This is a genomic window from Variovorax sp. CCNWLW235, assembly GCF_037204085.1.
Taxonomy (GTDB): domain Bacteria; phylum Pseudomonadota; class Gammaproteobacteria; order Burkholderiales; family Burkholderiaceae_C; genus Variovorax.
This window is the reverse complement of sequence record NZ_JBBCBW010000001.1, coordinates 343,821-360,709: the sequence shown is the minus strand read 5'-3', so window position 1 is coordinate 360,709 and position 16,889 is coordinate 343,821. Positions and strand designations below refer to the sequence as shown.

General features: G+C 66.8%; 18 protein-coding genes. 5 read left to right on the top strand and 13 right to left on the bottom strand.

The features are described 5' to 3' along the window. The first annotated feature begins 3 nt into the window (after window positions 1-3). Window positions 4-1,215 (top strand): flagellar hook-associated protein FlgL, encoded by a 1,212-nt coding sequence (gene flgL / locus V9L21_RS01810; RefSeq protein ID WP_337308626.1) that lies wholly within the window; start codon window positions 4-6, stop codon window positions 1,213-1,215. 28 nt (window positions 1,216-1,243) lie between these two features. On the opposite strand, the gene fliR is transcribed toward flgL, so the two are convergent. From fliR to fliF, 13 genes are all read right to left on the bottom strand, one after another. Continuing rightward, on the bottom strand, window positions 1,244-2,038 hold the full coding sequence (gene fliR, locus V9L21_RS01805; RefSeq protein ID WP_337308624.1) for a flagellar biosynthetic protein FliR: 795 nt from the start codon (window positions 2,036-2,038) through the stop codon (window positions 1,244-1,246). Between the two features lie 13 nt (window positions 2,039-2,051). Beyond that, window positions 2,052-2,321 carry a flagellar biosynthesis protein FliQ gene (fliQ, locus tag V9L21_RS01800; protein ID WP_337308622.1) on the bottom strand — a complete coding sequence of 90 codons (270 nt, stop codon included), beginning with the start codon at window positions 2,319-2,321 and terminating at the stop codon, window positions 2,052-2,054. A gap of 9 nt (window positions 2,322-2,330) precedes the next feature. Then, complete coding sequence (gene fliP / locus V9L21_RS01795; protein ID WP_337308856.1) at window positions 2,331-3,023, bottom strand: flagellar type III secretion system pore protein FliP; 693 nt, start codon at window positions 3,021-3,023, stop codon at window positions 2,331-2,333. A 71-nt stretch (window positions 3,024-3,094) separates the two neighbouring features. Next, the gene (gene fliO / locus V9L21_RS01790) at window positions 3,095-3,607 is read right to left on the bottom strand and encodes a flagellar biosynthetic protein FliO (RefSeq protein ID WP_337308620.1); all 513 of its coding nucleotides are present in this window, start codon (window positions 3,605-3,607) and stop codon (window positions 3,095-3,097) included. Then, on the bottom strand, window positions 3,604-4,071 hold the full coding sequence (fliN, locus tag V9L21_RS01785; RefSeq protein WP_337308618.1) for a flagellar motor switch protein FliN: 468 nt from the start codon (window positions 4,069-4,071) through the stop codon (window positions 3,604-3,606). The genes fliO and fliN overlap by 4 nt, the downstream gene beginning before the upstream one ends. After that, on the bottom strand, window positions 4,064-5,065 hold the full coding sequence (fliM, locus tag V9L21_RS01780) for a flagellar motor switch protein FliM (RefSeq protein WP_337308616.1): 1,002 nt from the start codon (window positions 5,063-5,065) through the stop codon (window positions 4,064-4,066). The genes fliN and fliM overlap by 8 nt, the downstream gene beginning before the upstream one ends. A 23-nt stretch (window positions 5,066-5,088) precedes the next feature. After that, window positions 5,089-5,589, bottom strand: coding sequence for a flagellar basal body-associated protein FliL (fliL, locus tag V9L21_RS01775; RefSeq protein WP_337308614.1), 501 nt, complete (start codon window positions 5,587-5,589; stop codon window positions 5,089-5,091). A 107-nt stretch (window positions 5,590-5,696) separates the two neighbouring features. Further along, window positions 5,697-7,085, bottom strand: a complete 1,389-nt coding sequence (locus V9L21_RS01770) for a flagellar hook-length control protein FliK (protein WP_337308612.1) — start codon at window positions 7,083-7,085, stop codon at window positions 5,697-5,699. A 20-nt stretch (window positions 7,086-7,105) separates the two neighbouring features. Next, window positions 7,106-7,561 carry a flagellar export protein FliJ gene (gene fliJ / locus V9L21_RS01765; protein WP_258502113.1) on the bottom strand — a complete coding sequence of 152 codons (456 nt, stop codon included), beginning with the start codon at window positions 7,559-7,561 and terminating at the stop codon, window positions 7,106-7,108. Window positions 7,562-7,584: 23 nt separating this feature from the next. After that, window positions 7,585-9,030, bottom strand: a complete 1,446-nt coding sequence (gene fliI / locus V9L21_RS01760) for a flagellar protein export ATPase FliI (RefSeq protein WP_337308610.1) — start codon at window positions 9,028-9,030, stop codon at window positions 7,585-7,587. A gap of 4 nt (window positions 9,031-9,034) precedes the next feature. Continuing rightward, window positions 9,035-9,778: a flagellar assembly protein FliH gene (gene fliH, locus V9L21_RS01755; protein ID WP_337308608.1), complete on the bottom strand. Its 744-nt coding sequence runs from the start codon at window positions 9,776-9,778 to the stop codon at window positions 9,035-9,037. 47 nt (window positions 9,779-9,825) lie between these two features. Next, complete coding sequence (gene fliG, locus V9L21_RS01750) at window positions 9,826-10,821, bottom strand: flagellar motor switch protein FliG (protein WP_281151330.1); 996 nt, start codon at window positions 10,819-10,821, stop codon at window positions 9,826-9,828. Further along, window positions 10,818-12,521: a flagellar basal-body MS-ring/collar protein FliF gene (gene fliF / locus V9L21_RS01745; RefSeq protein ID WP_337308606.1), complete on the bottom strand. Its 1,704-nt coding sequence runs from the start codon at window positions 12,519-12,521 to the stop codon at window positions 10,818-10,820. Before fliF ends, fliG begins: the two co-directional genes overlap by 4 nt. Before the next feature lie 349 nt (window positions 12,522-12,870). Between fliF and fliE the strand changes: the two genes are divergently transcribed. The 4 genes from fliE to fliD all read left to right on the top strand — a co-directional run bounded on the left by fliE (window position 12,871) and on the right by fliD (window position 16,883). Continuing rightward, on the top strand, window positions 12,871-13,188 hold the full coding sequence (gene fliE, locus V9L21_RS01740) for a flagellar hook-basal body complex protein FliE (protein ID WP_337308604.1): 318 nt from the start codon (window positions 12,871-12,873) through the stop codon (window positions 13,186-13,188). Window positions 13,189-13,351: 163 nt separating this feature from the next. Further along, entirely contained in the window at window positions 13,352-14,899 is a 1,548-nt protein-coding gene (locus tag V9L21_RS01735) for a flagellin N-terminal helical domain-containing protein (RefSeq protein WP_337308602.1), read from the top strand. A 150-nt stretch (window positions 14,900-15,049) separates the two neighbouring features. Further along, window positions 15,050-15,409 carry a flagellar protein FlaG gene (locus V9L21_RS01730; RefSeq protein ID WP_337308600.1) on the top strand — a complete coding sequence of 120 codons (360 nt, stop codon included), beginning with the start codon at window positions 15,050-15,052 and terminating at the stop codon, window positions 15,407-15,409. A gap of 28 nt (window positions 15,410-15,437) precedes the next feature. Continuing rightward, the gene (gene fliD / locus V9L21_RS01725) at window positions 15,438-16,883 is read left to right on the top strand and encodes a flagellar filament capping protein FliD (RefSeq protein ID WP_337308598.1); all 1,446 of its coding nucleotides are present in this window, start codon (window positions 15,438-15,440) and stop codon (window positions 16,881-16,883) included. The last annotated feature ends 6 nt before the right edge of the window (window positions 16,884-16,889 follow it).

The window sequence follows — 16,889 nt, the reverse complement described above, 5'->3', positions numbered from 1 at the left end:
GTGATGCGCATCAGCACCCAATCCTTCTACGCCCAGAGCATGAGCGCCCTGGGTTCGCAGCAACAGCAGCTGTTTCGCGTTCAGCAGCAGCTTGCCGCGGGCACCAAGTTCCTGACGCCGGCCGACGATCCGGTGGCGGCCGCGCGCGCGCTGGGCGTCAGCCAGGCAATGGCCGAGTCGGCCCAGTACGCCAGCAGCCGCAGCCGCGCGATGCTCTCGCTCTCGCAAGAGGAAACCGCGTTGAAGTCGGCCACCTCGATCATGCAGAACATGAAGACGCTGGCCGTGCAGGCGGGCAACGGCACCCTCTCGGACGCCGACCGCGCCTCGCTCGCCACCACGCTGCAGAGCAACCTGGACCAACTGGTGAACGTGGCCAACGCCGACGACGGCAACGGCCAGTTCCTGTTTGCCGGCTTCAAGAGCGCCAGCCCGCCTTTCGTGGCCGATGCCGCAGGCGGCATCCAGTACATGGGCGACCAGGGCCAGCGCCTCATGCAGATCGACGTGTCGCGCCAGATGGCGACCACCGACGACGGCCGCAGCGTGTTCCAGTCGGTGCAGGGCGGTGCGGGCTACGTGAGCTCCGCCGGTGCGGCCAACACCGGCTCGGGCGTGTTCGGACCCGTGGGCCTGACCGATGCGACCGCCGCCAACTACGGCAAGGACTTCACGATCAGCTTTGCTGGCGGCAACTACACCGTCACCACCCAGGACACGCCTCCCGTGGTGGCTGCAACCGGGCCCTACGTGTCCGGCACACCCATCTCGTTCGGCGGCCTGCAGCTCAAGATGAGCGGCACCCCCGCCGACGGCGATACCTTCCAGGTGGCCACGGCGCGCAATGCGGGCACCGACGTCTTCGCCGCCATCGGCGACATGATCACTGCGTTGAAGAAGCCGCTGACCGGCGGCGGCGATGCGGCCAAAGCCGATTTGTCGAACGCGCTCAGCACCTTCAACGTGAAGATCACCAACGCGCACGACAACGTGCTCACGGTCACCTCGTCGATCGGTTCGCGCATGAACGAGATCGAGGCGCTCAACACAGGCGGCGCCTCGCGCTTTCTGATCGACAAGAGCTATCTTTCGGAAATCGAGGACCTGGACCCGGCCAGCGCCATTTCGGAATACCTGCAGCGCGAAACGTCGCTCAAGGCAACTCAGCAGACCTTTGCACGGTTGCACAGCATCGCGCTGTTCAACTACCTGTGATGAAGAGCGGGGCGGCCCGGGCCGCCCCTCAGGGCCGCAAGGTTTGCGTGAGCTGGAGCACCGAAGAAAGCGCGGCGGCAAAGCGCGGCTCCATAAAGGCGCCGAACTGCGGCCAGAGCAGCTGCATCATGCCGATGCCCGCCAGCAGCGTGAGCGGAAAGCCGACTGCAAAAATGCTGAACTGCGGCGAGGCCCGGTTCAGGATGCCCATTGCAAGGTTCAGCGTGAGCAGCGCGGTCACCAGCGGCAGCGAAAGCATGAAGCCGTTGATGAAGATCTGCCCGCCGCCCAGCACCAGGAACATCCAGCCTTGTGCAGCCAATGGCGCATCGGCAATCGGCAGTGTGCTGAAGCTTTCTGCCAGGCCGGCCACCATCAGCAGATGGCCGTCCACCGCCAGGAAGAGCAGGATGGCCAGCATGTGCATCAGCCGCGCGACCACCATCGTGGCGCCGCCGGCCATCGGGTCGAAAAACGATGCGAAGGAAAGGCCCATCTGCAGACCGATGTATTCGCCCGCGGCCAGCACGGCGGCAAACACCATGCGCATCGTGAAGCCGATGGCGGCGCCGATGAGCACCTGCTGCACGATGATCCAGATGCCGCCGGCGGAAACCACCGGCACTGGTGGCATGGGCCCGAGCGTCGGCGCAATGGCAATGGTCAGCAAGGCCGCAATGGCCACCTTGAGTTGGCGCGAGACACCGGGCTCACCGAACACCGGCGCGGTGCTGACCAGTGCCAGCATGCGGATGAACGGCCACAGGAAGGCCGTCATCCAGGCGGTGAGCTCCGCCGACGTGACGGAGAAGATGGCGGGCATCGCGCGCGTGCCCTCAGGCCACGAGATGCGGAATGCTCGAGAACAGCGTGCGGATGTAGTCGAGCATCTGGGCCAGCATCCACGGGCCGGCAATCACCAGCACCGCGAACACGGCCAGCAGCTTGGGAATGAACGACAGCGTGGCTTCGTTGATCTGCGTGGCCGCCTGGAAGATGCTGATGACCAGGCCGACGATCAGCGCCACCAGCAGCATCGGCGCGCCGAGCAGCAGCGAGACGTGGATCGCCTGGCTGCCCAGGGACATGACGGATTCGGGTGTCATTCCGGACCTCTAAAGATAAAAGCTTTGGGCCAGTGCGCCGATCAGCAATTGCCAACCGTCGGCCATGACGAACAGCATCAGCTTGAAGGGCAAGGCAATGGAGGCGGGCGGCACCATCATCATGCCCATGGACATCAGCACGCTGGCTACCACCAGGTCGATGATGAGAAACGGTATGAAGATGGTGAAGCCGATCTGGAACGCCGTTTTCAGTTCACTGATCACAAAGGCGGGAAGCAGGATGCGAAGCGGCACTTCTTCCGGCCCCTGCATGTCGGGAATCTTCGCGAGCCTGGCGAACAGGGCCAGGTCGTTTTCGCGGGTCTGCTTGAGCATGAAGGACTTGAAGGGCGCAATGCCTTTTTCCAGCGCCTTCTCGGCCGTGATCTTGTTTTCGGAGAACGGCTTGTAGGCTTCGTCGTAGACCTTGTCGAACACCGGCGACATCACGAAGAACGTCAGGAAGAGCGACAGGCCTACCAGGATCTGGTTGGGCGGCGACGACGCCGTGCCGATGGCGGTGCGCAGGAGGCCCAGCACGATGAGGATGCGGGTGAAGCTCGTCATGCTCAGCAGCAGTGCCGGCAGGAACGTAATCGACGTGAGCAGCACCAGCGTCTGCACGCTGAGCGACCAAGTCTGGCTGCCGCCGGGGCCGGGCGAGTTGGTCAGGCCGGGCAGGCCCTGCGTCCATGCCGTCATCGGCAGCGCGAGGGCGAGGGCGAGCAGGGTCAGCACGACGCTGCGAAAGCGTCGCTGGGAAGCAATGCGAATCATGGGTTCGGCCGCTGCCTGAGTCCGAGGGAGTCGCGCAGTTTTTGAGCGAAGAGGCCTGCTGCGCCGGCAAGGCGTGGATCCGGCATGGAGGCCGTTGCGCCCGGGCTTGCGGGCACCGCCTGTGCCGGCATCGAATGCAGCGTGTTCACCTGGCTCGATGTAACGCCCAGCACCAGCCAGGTGGCGCCAACCTCGACCACCACCACGCGTTCGCGCTGGCCGACCATGGCACTCGAAACCACCTTCACGAACTGGCCGCCGCCCAGGCGCTGCAGTCCGAAGCGGCGCGCCGCCCAGGCGCACAGGAAGATGAGGCCCAGCACCGCGAACATGCCGAAGCCGGCCTGCAGCAGGCTGGACGCACCGACTGCCGGGGCCGCCGTTTCGACGGGCGAGGGCACCGTCGGTAGCGCGGCATGGGCGGCGTGCGCGGCCAGGCTGCATGCCGCGGCCGCAATCGATGCGGCAACGCGCCGCAACCGCCTGGCAGGCCTTGCAAGAAGGTTCATGACCGGCCGAGCTTCTGCATGCGTTCGGAGGGCGTGACGATGTCGGTCAGGCGAATGCCGTACTTCTCGTTCACCACGACCACTTCACCCTGCGCAATCAGGTAGCCGTTGATCAGCACGTCCAGCGGCTGGCCGGCCAGGCCGTCCAGCTCCACCACCGAACCCTGCGACAGCTGCAGCAGGCTCTTGATGGTGATGCGGGTGCGTCCGAGTTCGGCCGTCAGCTGCACCGGCACGTCGAGGATGCGTTCCACATCCACCGGCGAACCCGAAGCGGACGGTGCCGGCTGCAGCGGCTGGAAGACGCGGCTGCCTGCGGGAGCGGCGGCAGGCGCGGGCGCAAAGGCGGGGGCCGGCGCAGGTGCCGGGGCGGGTGCGGGAGCGGGAGCGGAAGCCGCGGTCTGCTCGGCCAGCGCGCTGGCCCAGTCGTCCGCATCGCTGGAGGATGGGGTGTTGTCAGTCATGTTCGTTCTTCAGATCGCTGTCTTGGTGGGAGATCATCTGCAGCACGCGCAGGGCATAGCGTTCGTTCGATACGCCGTAGCCGCACTCCATTACCGGAATGCCGTCCACGCGTGCGGTGATCGACTCGGGAAGTTCAATGGGCAGCACGTCGCCCGCCTGCAGCTTGAGGACCTCGCCGATGGTCGAGGGCAAGGTAATGAATTCGGCGCTGAGCTCCACGTCGGCGCTCTGCATCTGCTGCGACATCTGCCGCACCCAGCGCTTGTCGACCTCGATCTCGTCCTGCACCGGGTTGGAGAGCAGGTCGCGGATCGGCTCGATCATCGAATAGGGAATGCACACGTGCAGGAAGCCGCCCACCGGGCCGAACTCGATCTGCAGCGTGGTGTTGATCACCACCTCGTTCGGCGCGACGATGTTGGCCAGCTTGCCGTGCATTTCTGCGCGCACGTAGTCGAAGCTCAGCGGAAACACCGGCTGCCAGGCGTCTGCATAGCACTGCAGCGTGAGGTTCAGCAGGCGCTTGATGATGCGCTGCTCGGTGCGCGTGAAGTCGCGGCCCTCCACGCGTACGTGATAGCGCCCGTCGCTGCCAAAGAGGTTGTCGACCACCAGGAACACCAGCTTCGGGTCGAACACGAAAAGAGCCGTACCGCGCAGCGGCTTCATGTGCAGCATGTTGATGTTGGCGGGCACCGGCAGGTGCCGCACGAACTCGCCGTACTGCTGGATGTGTACCGGCCCGACCGAAATGTCGGGGCTGCGGCGCATGAAGTTCAGCAGCGAGCTGCGCAGGTGGCGCGCAAAGCGGTCGTTGATGACCTCCAGCGTGTGCATGCGGCCGCGCACCACGCGATCGGGCGCGCCGAGGTCGTACACCGGCAGGCCGTCCGACCTGGGGGCAGCGCCGTCGTTCTGCTCGGGGCTGCCTCCGGTAACGCCCTGCAGCAGCGCGTCGACTTCGTCTTGGGAGAGCACCTGTTCATAGGCCATGAATCGCCGGTCCGGAAAAAGATTTACTGCACCATGAAGGTGTTGAAGGAAACGCTGCCGATCTCCTGCGGGGGAAAGCCTGCAGCCAGCGGGCGGCTCAGCTCGAGGCGGATTTCCTCGGCCAGCCGGGCCCTGTCCTCGGTGGTCACCAGCGACTCGGGCGGGCGGTTCGACAGCAGCAGCAGCAGCCGGCTGCGCACCTCGGGCATGTACTCGATGACGTGCGCCTTGGCCTGCTCGTTGCGTACCTTCAGGGCCATGCCCACGTGCAGGAAGCGCGCGCGGCCTTCGGACTGCACGTTGACGGTCAGGGGCTCGATCGTCACGAAGATCGGCTTGTCGGGCAGGAGCACCGGTGCGGCCGATTCGGCGGCCGCGGCGGGAGCGCGCTGGCTCATCAGGTAATAGCCGCCGCCGCCGGCAAGACCGCAGGCCAGCACGGCGACCGGAATCACGATCTTCAGCTTCGAGGAGCGAGGCGCGGCAGCGGGCGGAGCGAGTGCGGCAGAAGGACTGGTAGCCATATTTGAAACTGCGAAAACAATGTCTGGTTGGGACTATTCTTTGCCAGGTGCCCGGCAAACGAAGGGCTGATCAAGCGCGGGAAAAGGCCTCAGATCCCGCGTTCGTCTCATGCGAAGGTGTCTACGCCGGCACTGGATGTGCGCGGCGCGGCGGGCGGCAGGCTGCCGTGCAGCGGCCCGGCGAGGGCAGCGGCGTCCGCGCGACCGGGGGCCGGGTACTGCGTCTGCCGGTTCGAACCCTGCTGCTGCTGGGCTTGCTGGTCGAAGGCGCCGCCCTGGCCGGCAAAACGATGTGCCTCCGCACCCACCGAGGCCTGGCCCAGGCTGATGCCTTGTTCCGCAAGGCTCGCGCGCAATTGCGGCAGCGCCGCCTCCACGGCCTTGCGCACGCTTTCATGGGCCGATACGAACATGGCCTGCGCCTGGTTGTCTCCCATCGAGAGCGTGACCTTCAGCGGGCCGAGACCGGCCGGGTTCAGGTTCAGCTCGGCAACCTGCGCGCCGGCCGCGTTCATGCGCAGCATCTGGTGGCCGAGGGCGGGGCCCCATTCGTCGGAGCCCACGGGCGGTGCCACGTTCAGTACAGGCACCTGGCTGGCATTGGCGGGCAGGTTCGCGCGGTCGACCGCGGCGGTGGTGAAAGTCATCCCTTGCGGCAGGGTGAACGGATCGGCTGCATTGGACGTTGCGGCGCCGAGGTCGGGCTTGTCGGCTGCGAGCATTGCGGCTGTGGGTGCCGATAGCGCTTCGTCGGCGGCCGGGGAAGCGGCAGCCGCCTTCGCCGCTTCAGAAGCAATGGCGGTGACGGTTGCGGCGGTCGCATCGCCGGACGGAGCCGTAGCGGCGTCCGGCACGGTGCCCGCGGCTGCTGCGATACCTGCTGCTGGCAGCGCTGTAACTGCCGGCAATTCGGCAACGGGCTGGCCGATGGCCGCTTCGGCACGGCCCTTGTTCTTCGGCTGCGCGATTTCCGATGCCACGGCTTGGGCATCGCGCGGCAGTGCGGCCGTTGCCGGGTTTCCGCCCTCGGCCCCTTCGGCCTCGGTCGCATCGTCGGGCAGCGCATCCATGGCAGCGTCGGTGGGCAGGGCCGCCACGGCTGCGTCGGCAGTCAACAGGCTCTGGGCGCCTTCAGGCAGGGTGGCCGCCACGGTTGCCCCACCCGGGAGCGCCGAGGCCGCCGCGGGCGATGAAGCCAGCGCGGTCATGGTCGGTGCAAAAAATGCCAGCGGCAGCTCGACGGGCAGGTCGTCCTTGCGGTCGCCGGCGCGAGAGGATTTTTGCCGTGCCTTGCCTTCGAGCGCGGGCGACGCGGAATCTTCCTGCGCCTGCTGCGATTGCTGCGGCTGGCCGGCGCCGCGCGAACGGGTCAGCACCGCATTGAAGCTGCGGCCGTCGGCTTCCTCGGCGTTGCGGCCGCGCGGGCCGGAGGCCGTCGAAGAGGCCGAGGCGCCGGCTGCATTGGGCGCGAAGGAAGGAGCGATGAAGGTGGGCATGGCGGTTCTTCAGGAAAACGTCAGGGTGTCGGTTGGGAGGCACGGTCGAAGAACTTGCGCGCCGCGCGTTCGTCGCTGTCGCGTTGCTCGCGCCGTGCGCCGACCACGAGCTCTTGCCGCCGCATGCGCTCGGCCAGCGCGTCGAAGGAGTTGAGGCGGCGCTTGTGGTGCTGCCATTCGTTGCGGCCGATGTCCAGCCGGCTGGCCGCCTGCGCGACGATGGCTTGCTGCTGCTGGATGGCGCCATCGAGCGTGCCGAGAAAGTTGCGGTAGTTGTGCCACTGCGCCGAGGGCAGGCCGTTCTGCATCAGCACGTGCAGCTGGTCGCTGTAGTCCTGGCGGTATTGCAGCAGCAGCTCCAGCTTTTGCGCGGCGCTGACTTGCGCGTTCTGCAGCAGGCCGAGCTGCCGCGCGGCATCGTCGGTCTTGTTGCGGGCGAGGTCGGTGAGCGTGTCGAGCGGAAGTTTGTGCGGCATGGCGGCTCCGTGGTGGTTGTGGCTCAGGCGGGTTCGAACAGGCTGCCCATGCGGGCAATCGAGGTCTTGTAGTCGCAGCGTTCTTCCATCGATTGCTGCAGGAAGGCCTCGATGCGCGGGTACAGCGCAATGGCCTGGTCGAGCTGCGGATCGTGGCCGGCCGCATACGCGCCGACGCTGATCAGGTCGCGGTTGCGCTGGTAGCGCGAGAGCGCCTGCTTGAAGCGGCGCACGGTGTCGAACTGCGAAGGCTCGATCAGCGCGGTCATTGCGCGGCTGATGGACGCCTCGATGTCGATGGCCGGGTAGTGGCCCGCTTCGGCCAGCGTGCGCGACAGCACCACGTGCCCGTCCAGGATGGCGCGCGCCGAATCGGCAATCGGGTCTTGCTGGTCGTCGCCTTCTGACAGCACGGTGTAGAAGGCCGTGATCGAGCCGCCCCGCCCGTTGGCGTCGCGTGAACCGTTGCCGGCCCGTTCGACCAGCGCCGGCAGCTTGGCGAACACCGAGGGCGGATAGCCCTTGGTGGCCGGCGGCTCGCCGACGGCCAGCGCGATCTCGCGCTGCGCCATGGCATAGCGGGTGAGCGAATCCATGATGAGCAGCACGTCGCGGCCCTGGTCGCGAAAGTATTCGGCCAGGCAGGTGGCATAGGCTGCGCCCTGCAGGCGCAGCAGCGGAGAGTTGTCGGCCGGCGCAGCGACCACCACCGCACGCGCCAGGCCTTCTTCGCCAAGCGTGTTCTCGATGAAGTCCTTCACCTCGCGGCCGCGTTCGCCGATCAGGCCGACCACGATGACCTCGGCGCTGGTGTAGCGCGCCATCATGCCCAGCAGCACGCTCTTGCCCACGCCGGAGCCGGCGAACAGGCCCATGCGCTGGCCGCGGCCCACGGTGAGCATGGCGTTGATGGCGCGCACGCCGACGTCGAGCACCGAATCGATGGGCGCGCGTGCAAGCGGGTTCATCGGCGGCGAACTCAGCGGCACGCGGCGGCTCACGTCGAGCGGGCCGAGTCCGTCGAGCGGCCGGCCGGCGGCATCGACCACGCGGCCGAGCATGCCTTCGCCCACCGGCAGCCGCTTGGTATGCGCATCGCCCGAGCTGCCGCTGGCGCTTGCCTGCGCCGGGCCGGGCCGCGCGAACACGCGGGCGCCGGGCAGCAGGCCGGCCACTTCGCTTTGCGGCATGAGAAACAGGCGGTCGCCGGCAAAGCCGACCACTTCGGCCTCTGCATGGCGCTGCGGGTAGCCGGGCGGCAGTTCGATCAGGCAGTCGCTGCCGACCGGCAGCTGCAGGCCCACGGCCTCCAGCACCAGGCCCACGGCGCGCGTCAGCCGGCCAGAGGTGGCAATGGTCGAGCAAAGCCCGACGTCGTGGCGTGCTTGCGCCAGCGTATCCAGCCAGGAGTTGAGGTGCGGGTTGGCGGCAGGCGTGGAAGGTGCTGCGGCTTGTGCTGTAGCGGTCATCGGTTCAGCCTCCGGCCGCGTCGCTGCCGCTCGGCGCGAATGCATCGGTCACGCGCTTCCAGCGGTTTTCCAGGCTCGCGTCCACTTCGCCGCTTGCGGAGCGCACGCGGCAGCCGCCGCGGGCCAGTGTGTCGTCGGCACGCACCTGCCAGCCGGCGGCCTGCAGCTCGTTGCCGAGGCTGTTCTTGACCAGCGCCACGTCTTCCGGGTGCAGCAGCAGGCGCGGCTCGCCCTGCAGGGCGGGTTCGGCGTGCAGCAGGTCTTGCACCAGGGCAAGCACCCACTCGGGTTCGGTGCGCAGCGTGCGGTGAATCACCTGGCGGGCAACGTCGAAGGCGAGCGCCATCACGGCATCCGCCAGTTCGCGTTCAGCGCTGCGCAACGCAGCGGGCAGCGACGCAGCGAGCGCGCGCAGTTGCTCGGCGTGCGCGCTGGCACCAGCCAAGCCCGCGGCCAGGCCGGCGGCGTGCCCTTCGGCATGGCCTTGGGCCCAGCCTTCGCGCCGGCCTTCGGCCTCACCGGTGGCGCGCGCCTCCAGCCGCAGGCGCTTGAGCTCGGCTTCGCGAGCCAATGCCGCGGGGTCCACGCGAGGAGCCGCAGCCGGTTCGACGGGCGTGCCCGCTGCGGCCGTGTTTTCGTCGAGCGAGCTCATTTCCCAGCGCTGCCAGGCCGAGAGGCGGGGCCTCGCAGCCGCTGGCGGCGTGCTCTGCCGCGCGCGGTACGCAAACGATTGATTGGCCAACGTCATCTCATCGACTCCCCGCGGTGATGCGGAATGGGACTTGCAACATGGTTTCAGACGAAGTCATCGGTTCCGGGCGTGGAAATGACGACTTCGCCGGCATCGGCCAGGCGGCGCACCACCTGCAGGATGGCCTTCTGTTCGGTCTCGACCTGCGACACCCGCACCGGGCCGCGCAGCTCGATGTCTTCGCGCAGCGTTTCCGCGGCACGCTGCGACATGTTCTTGAGGAACTTCTCGCGCAGCTCGGGCGCCGAGCCCTTGAGCGCGACGATGAGCGAATCGGACTCGATGTCCTTGAGCAGGCGCTGGATGAAGCGGTCTTCCAGGTCGAGCAGGTTCTCGAACACGAACATCTCGTCGAGGATGCGCTGGGCCAGCGTTTCGTCGTGCTCCCGCACGTGGGCAATTGCGCCTTCTTCCTGCGCGCTGTTCATCAGGTTGACGATTTCCGCCGCCGTGCGCACGCCGCCCAGGCGGCTGCGCTTCAGGCCTTCGCCCGAGAGCATTTCGGTCAGCACGTCGGTCAGCTCGGCCAGCGCCGCGGGCTGCACGCCGCCGAAGGTGGCCACGCGAAGAATCACGTCGTGGCGCAGGCGCTCCGGCAATTTCTCGAGCACCTCCGAGGCCTTCTTGCGGTCCAGGTGGATCAGCAGCGTGGCAAGGATCTGCGGGTGTTCGTCGCGGATGAGCTCCACCACTTCGCCGGCTTCCAGGTCGTTCAGCCGCTCGATGCCGCCGTGCGGCTGCTCGGGCTGGAGAATGTCCTCGAGCAGGTTGCTTGCGCGGTCGTCGCCGAGCGCCTTGCGGAGCACGGCGCGAATGTAGCTGCCCGAGCCCAGGTGCAGTGCGGACAGCTGCTCGGTCTCCATGCGGAACTCGGCCAGCACGGCCGCCAGTTCATCCTTGGAGACCTGGCTCAGCTTGGCCATTGCCGCGCCCAGGGCCTGCACTTCGGTGGCGGGCAGGTGGGCCAGCGTGGCCGCCGCGCGGTCCTCGCCCAGGGACATCAGCAGGATCGCGCTTTTTCGTGTGCCGGCATCGCTCATGTGTTCATCCAATGCTTGATCAACGTGGCCACCAGGCGCGGGTCCTGGTCAGCGGTTTCGTGTGCGTAGGCAAGGTCGGCCTTCTGGCGCTCGATCTCGCGTGCCTTTGCGCTGAGACGCGACGCGTTCGCTTCGTCCTCGTCGCTCATGCCGTCCGTCTCCGAGGCGGCGCCGGAGCCGGTTGGCGCGGCGGCGGCCGGGGGCGCCGGCGGCGCGAGGTGCTTGCGCAGCAGCGGCCGCAGCACGGCGAACCAGGCGAACAGGGCCAGGAAGGCGAGCAGCACGTACTGTCCGATCGTCTTGGCAAGCCCCAGGTTGGCCGGGTCGCGCCAGAAGGGCAGCTCGGGTCCGGCCTGGCCGTCTTCGCCGTCGCGGGTGAAGGCGCTGTTGACCACGTTGAGCGAGTCGCCGCGCTCCTGGCTGAAGCCCATCGCTTCCTTGGCCAGGTTGCGGATCTGCTCGATCTCGGCCGGCGTGAGCGCGCGCTGCACGAGCTTGCCGCTCGCGTCCGGCGCGCTGCGATGGTTGACCACCACCGCCACCGACAGCCGCTTGACGCCGCCCGCGCCCTGTTGCACGTGGCGGATCGAGCGGTCGAGCTCGTAGTTGGTCGTCACGTCCTTGCGTGCGCTGCCCGGCGCCGAGCCGGCAGTGGTTGCAGCACTCGTTGCGGCCGTGGCACCGGGTGCGGCATTGGGCGCCGGCGGCGTGGTGATGGGCGCGTTCGGCGTTTGCGGCGGCTGGTTCGACAGCGCGCCCGGAATGCCGCCCGGCGGCGTGGCGCCTTGCTGTGTCGATTCGCTCGACTGCTGGCTGCGGATCGCCGCGTTGCGGGGGTCCTGGTTCGGCTTGTAGCTTTCTTCAGTGCGCTCGACCACGGAGAAGTCGATGTCGGCGGCGACCTGTGCGCGCACGTTGGTGGCGCCAAGAATCGGCTGCAGGATGGCTTCGATGCGGCGGATGTAGCCCTGCTCGATTTCCTGCGCGTACTTCAGCTGGCTCACGTCCAGCCCGCGCGCGCCGGCGTTGGCGGCCGAGAGCAGGTTGCCGTGCTGGTCGACCACGGTCACGCTCTTGGCGTTCAGTTCGGGCACGCTGCTCGACACCATGTGCACGATGGCGCTGACCTGGCCTTCGTCGATGCTGCGGCCGCGGTGCAACGTGAGCACCACCGAGGCCGAAGGCTTCTTCTGGTCGCGCACGAAGAGCGAGGGCTTGGGCAGTGCCAGGTGGATGCGCGCCGATTCGACCGAGCCGATCGATTCGATGGAGCGAGCAAGCTCGCCTTCCAGGCCGCGCTGGTAGTTGACCTGCTCGGCGAAGTGGCTGGTGCCGAACTTCTGGTTGTCCAGCAGTTCGAAGCCGACGCCGCCGCCCTTGGGCAGGCCCTGGGATGCAAGCTTCAGGCGGACTTCGGGCACCTTGTCGCTGGCAATCAGGATCGCGCCGCCGCCCTCGGCGAACTTGTACGGCACGTTCATCTGCTGCAGCGACGCAATGATGGCGCCGCCGTCGCGGTCGGACACATTGGTGTAGAGCACGCCGTAGTCGGGCCCGCGGCTCCAGAGCAGGAACGCGGCGGCCGCGGCGACGATCGCGGCGGCGCCGACGATCAGGGGCAGTTTCGGTTGTGCGCGCAGGCGGTCCGCAATTGCGGAACCGGGCGACGGCATTGCGCCCGCGGGCGCCGCCGAACTCATTGGAAGACCTCCGCCCTGCGGGCTGCGGTATTCGCCTTGGGAGCGGCCCGGCGGCTCATGCGAGTACCCCGGGTCACGGCCAGGAGCGCCGGGCGGCGCGGGGTCATGGTGAGGGGCTGGAGGCTTCGATGTTCTGGAGTCATGCCGGTGGGCTGTGGTGTCGTCAGCGGGCTTGGGGATCGGCGTTGATTCTCAGCAGGCGCGCCATATTCGATTGGTCGAACAACTGGGGGTTTTGCCGTCAGTTGGGGGCATGTCCCAAGGGCTTCCCCTGATACGCTGAAAACACGCGGAGGCGCCCCGGTGCTTCCTTGTCCACCCCCAAATTCACACACATAGAAAGCATTCCATGTCGATTGCCGCCATCGAGTCCGTTTTGCAGCAGATGCGGGTCACCTCGCTCCAGACGGGCATTGCCCAGCCCGCCGCCGAAGCGGCCGAGCCGGGTGGTTTTGCCGCCGAGCTCCGTCGCTCGCTGGACAACATCAGCACCGCGCAGACCAAGGCCTACGGCCAGGCCGAAGACTTTGAAATGGGCAAGCCGGGCGTTGCGCTGAACGACGTGATGGTTGATTTGCAGAAGGCCAACGTGGCTTTCCAGACCGGCCTGCAGGTGCGCAACCGCCTGGTCAGCGCCTACCAGGAAATCATGAGCATGCAGGCTTGACGGACCCGGTCAAGGCTGCGCGCGCAATATTTTTCGTTCTCGCCCTAAAGGTTTGATGCCCCCTGTCGATAAACAAGCAACGGTGGATTGGGTCTCGCAAGTGGCAGGTCCAGCGTTACGGTCCATTGCATTAAACCTTTCTTCTTTTTACTAGGAGTCGAGAATGGCGCAAGTCATCAACACCAACTACCTCTCGCTGGTTGCCCAGAACAACCTCAACAAGTCCCAGGGTTCGTTGAACTCGGCGATCGAGCGCCTGTCTTCGGGCATGCGCATCAACAGCGCCAAGGACGACGCTGCCGGCCAGGCCATCGCCAACCGTTTCACCGCGAACGTCAAGGGCCTCACGCAAGCAGCCCGCAACGCCAACGACGGCATCTCGCTCGCTCAGACGACCGAAGGCTCGCTGAACGAAATCAACAACAACCTGCAACGCGTTCGCGAACTGTCGGTGCAGGCTGCCAACGGCACGAACTCGGCCAGCGACCTCTCGTCGATCCAGGCTGAAATCAAGCAGCGCATGGACGAAATCGACCGTGTGTCGGCCCAGACGCAATTCAACGGCGTGAACGTGCTGGCCAAGGACGGCAAGCTGTCGATCCAGGTCGGCGCCAACGACGGCGAAACCATCGACATCGACCTGAAGGAAATCACCTCCAAGACGCTCGGCCTGGGCAACCTGGACATCAGCAAGAAGGGTCTGGACCTGTCGACCGTGGCAACTGCAGCCACGACGACCGTGAAGCCCGCTTCGACCGGTGCAACGACGTCGGTCGACCTGGTGGCCGTGGACACCGCCGCTGCGAGCTCGTACACCGTGTACGTGGACGATGCCGACGCCGACACGCTGTATGTGTCCGACGACGCTGGCACGACCTTCTACGCTGCCACCTACGACAGCGCCTCCGGCACCCTGTCATTCGACGGTTCGACCCCGTTGGGCGCTGCGCCGACCGCCACCCTGGCTGCCGCCGGCCAAGAGATCTCCACCGGTACCGGCGCAACTGTCAACGTTGACAACGTCACGGCTGTGAACTCCGACGCTGCCGCTTCGATCGAGATGTACGTCGACCAGAACGGCGACTTCTTCGTGTCCAAGGACAGCGGTACGAACGTCATCGCCGCAACCTTCGATGCTGCGACCGGCCAAGTGTCGTACGACAGCGGCGACTTCGCCACGGCAGCTCCGCCGGCCACCGGCATCTCCGACGCGATCACCAGCTACGAAGTTCCGCCGGTCGCAGTGCCTGCCGTTACCGCCAACCTGTCCGGCCTCGCTGCCGACAAGGTCGGCTCGTCGCCCAGCCTGCACAAGGTCACGCTGGAAGACGGCAGCGATGGTGGCTACGTCGTCAAGGGCGAAGCCAACGACGCCGACGTGTACTACAAGGCCAACGTGGCTGCCGACGGCACCGTCACGCTGGGCGAGCAGTACAACCCGGATCCGCTCAAGGCGATCGACGCGGCCCTGGCCAGCGTGGATGAGCTGCGCAGCAGCCTCGGTGCGGTGCAGAACCGTTTCGAATCGACCATCACGAACCTGAGCAACACGACCAACAACCTGTCGGCCGCCCGCTCGCGTATCGAAGATGCCGACTACGCCGTGGAAGTGTCGAACATGACCCGCGCGCAGATCCTGCAGCAAGCCGGTACCTCGGTGCTGTCGCAGGCCAACCAGACCACGCAAGGCGTCCTGTCGCTGCTGCGTTGATCTGAAGAAGCTAGGTAGCGCCCCGCGCATCGGCCGAAAGGCCGGTGCGCATGGCGCAGACGCGGAGCCTGCGGGCTTCGCGCCTGCGCTTTTCTCTGCGGCCTCCAGGCCGGAGGCCGCAGAGAAAAGCGAACAACAGGAGTTGAAGTCATGTCCATCCCCGTCGGGCCTGCGGCCGAGAGCCTGCGAGCCGCACCAGTGCCCAGCAGCCGCGCCGGCGGCGTGGAGGGCATGGCCGCCTTGGCCGGCGGATCGGCCGGCAAGGCGCAGGACAGCACCCCCGCGGCACCCGAGGCGTTGGATGACGCGGTTCGCGAGATCAATGCGTCGATGGCCGACCAGTCCATCGGCGTGCGTTTCGAGGTCGACGACGACACCGACCGGCTCGTGGTGAAAGTGGTGGACCGCGCGAGCGGCGAACTGATTCGCCAGATTCCCTCCGAAGAGGTGCTGCGCATCGCGAAGCTGCTGGGCAAGGTGCCCGGCGTGCTGATGAGCCAGAACGCCTGATCGACCCACCCATCAAAGGAATAAACCCATGGCCATCAGCAGCATCGGCGTCGGATCCAATCTCGAACTCGGCGCCCTCCTGACCAACCTCGAGACGGCGGAGAGTCAGCCGCTGAAACTCATCCAGAGCAAGGCAACGAGCTACACCACCAAGCTGTCTGCCTTCTCGCAGGTGCAGGGCGCGCTGAACGCGCTCAAGACGGCGAGCGACAAGCTGAACAGCCCGAGCTTCTTCCAGACGGTGAAGGCGGCCGTGTCCGATCCGAAGGTTCTCTCGGCGGCCGCCGGCGAAACTGCGGCGGCAGGCAGCTATTCCATCGACGTGACGCAGCTCGCCCAGCCGCAATCGCTGGTGTCCGTCGGCCAGGCCGCCGCCACCACCGCGATCGGCAGCGGCAAGATCACTTTGCAGTTCGGCACCATCGATGGCGGCACGCTCGATCCCGCCACGGGGCAGTACACCGGCGCCGGCTTCGACGCGGACGTGACCCGCCCGGCCGCGGAGATCACGATCGATGCAAGCAACAACACGCTCGAAGGCATCCGCAACGCCATCAACAAGGCCGACGTCGGCGTCACTGCGAGCATCGTGAACGACGGCAGCGGCACGCCGTTCCGCCTGGTGCTGGCCTCCAAGCGCAGCGGCGAGGCCTCCAGCATGCAGATTTCGGTCGCGGGCGACGCGGCGCTGCAGAACCTGGTGGGCTACAACCCCGCTGGCGCGCAGTCCATGCGCCAGACGGCGGTCGCGCAGGACGCCAAGCTCAACGTCAACGGCATCGACATCACCAGCTCGGGCAACACCGTGTCCGAAGCCATCCAGGGCGTCACGCTGACCTTGTCGACGATCGGCAAGACCGACCTCAGGACGACAGCGGACACCTCGACCGTGTCGACCGCGATCACCGCTTTCGTGAACGCCTACAACAGCCTGCAGACCACGTCGAACAAGCTCACCGCCTACGACGCCGAGACCAAGACGGCCGCGGCACTCACCGGCGACCAGACGCTGCGCACCATGCTGTCGCGCGTGCGCCAGACGCTCACCACTCCGCAGCCCGGCGGCCCGAACGACATGAAGGTGCTGTCCGAGATCGGAATCTCGCTGCAGAAGGACGGCACGCTCGCAATCGACGATGCCAAGCTCGGCAAGGCGCTGAGCGACAACCTGCCCGCCGTGGCGGCGCTCTTCACCAGCGAAACGTCGAGCTCGTCCGGCTTTGCCAAGCAGATAAGCGCCCTGGTCACCGACCTGACGTCGACGGGCGGCGCCCTCAAGGCCGCCACCGACGGCATCGGCTCCACGCTCGACGACCTGACCGACCAATACAACGCCGTGCAGAAGCGCGTGGACGCGACCGTTGCCCGCTATCGCGCGCAGTTCACCCAGCTGGACGTGCTGGTCGCCACGATGAACAACACCATGAGCTATCTCACGCAGCAGTTCGCAGCAATGAGCAACAGCACCAAGTAAAGAAGC

Bases quoted from the DNA above. Each gene is read 5' to 3' on its own strand.
- flgL (WP_337308626.1), top strand. From the start codon at position 4: ATGCGCATCAGCACCCAATCCTTCTACGCCCAGAGCATGAGCGCCCTG.
- fliR (WP_337308624.1), bottom strand. From the start codon at position 2,038: ATGCCCGCCATCTTCTCCGTCACGTCGGCGGAGCTCACCGCCTGGATG.
- fliQ (WP_337308622.1), bottom strand. From the start codon at position 2,321: ATGACACCCGAATCCGTCATGTCCCTGGGCAGCCAGGCGATCCACGTC.
- fliP (WP_337308856.1), bottom strand. From the start codon at position 3,023: ATGACGGCATGGACGCAGGGCCTGCCCGGCCTGACCAACTCGCCCGGC.
- fliO (WP_337308620.1), bottom strand. From the start codon at position 3,607: ATGAACCTTCTTGCAAGGCCTGCCAGGCGGTTGCGGCGCGTTGCCGCA.
- fliN (WP_337308618.1), bottom strand. From the start codon at position 4,071: ATGACTGACAACACCCCATCCTCCAGCGATGCGGACGACTGGGCCAGC.
- fliM (WP_337308616.1), bottom strand. From the start codon at position 5,065: ATGGCCTATGAACAGGTGCTCTCCCAAGACGAAGTCGACGCGCTGCTG.
- fliL (WP_337308614.1), bottom strand. From the start codon at position 5,589: ATGGCTACCAGTCCTTCTGCCGCACTCGCTCCGCCCGCTGCCGCGCCT.
- V9L21_RS01770 (WP_337308612.1), bottom strand. From the start codon at position 7,085: ATGCCCACCTTCATCGCTCCTTCCTTCGCGCCCAATGCAGCCGGCGCC.
- fliJ (WP_258502113.1), bottom strand. From the start codon at position 7,561: ATGCCGCACAAACTTCCGCTCGACACGCTCACCGACCTCGCCCGCAAC.
- fliI (WP_337308610.1), bottom strand. From the start codon at position 9,030: ATGACCGCTACAGCACAAGCCGCAGCACCTTCCACGCCTGCCGCCAAC.
- fliH (WP_337308608.1), bottom strand. From the start codon at position 9,778: ATGACGTTGGCCAATCAATCGTTTGCGTACCGCGCGCGGCAGAGCACG.
- fliG (WP_281151330.1), bottom strand. From the start codon at position 10,821: ATGAGCGATGCCGGCACACGAAAAAGCGCGATCCTGCTGATGTCCCTG.
- fliF (WP_337308606.1), bottom strand. From the start codon at position 12,521: ATGAGTTCGGCGGCGCCCGCGGGCGCAATGCCGTCGCCCGGTTCCGCA.
- fliE (WP_337308604.1), top strand. From the start codon at position 12,871: ATGTCGATTGCCGCCATCGAGTCCGTTTTGCAGCAGATGCGGGTCACC.
- V9L21_RS01735 (WP_337308602.1), top strand. From the start codon at position 13,352: ATGGCGCAAGTCATCAACACCAACTACCTCTCGCTGGTTGCCCAGAAC.
- V9L21_RS01730 (WP_337308600.1), top strand. From the start codon at position 15,050: ATGTCCATCCCCGTCGGGCCTGCGGCCGAGAGCCTGCGAGCCGCACCA.
- fliD (WP_337308598.1), top strand. From the start codon at position 15,438: ATGGCCATCAGCAGCATCGGCGTCGGATCCAATCTCGAACTCGGCGCC.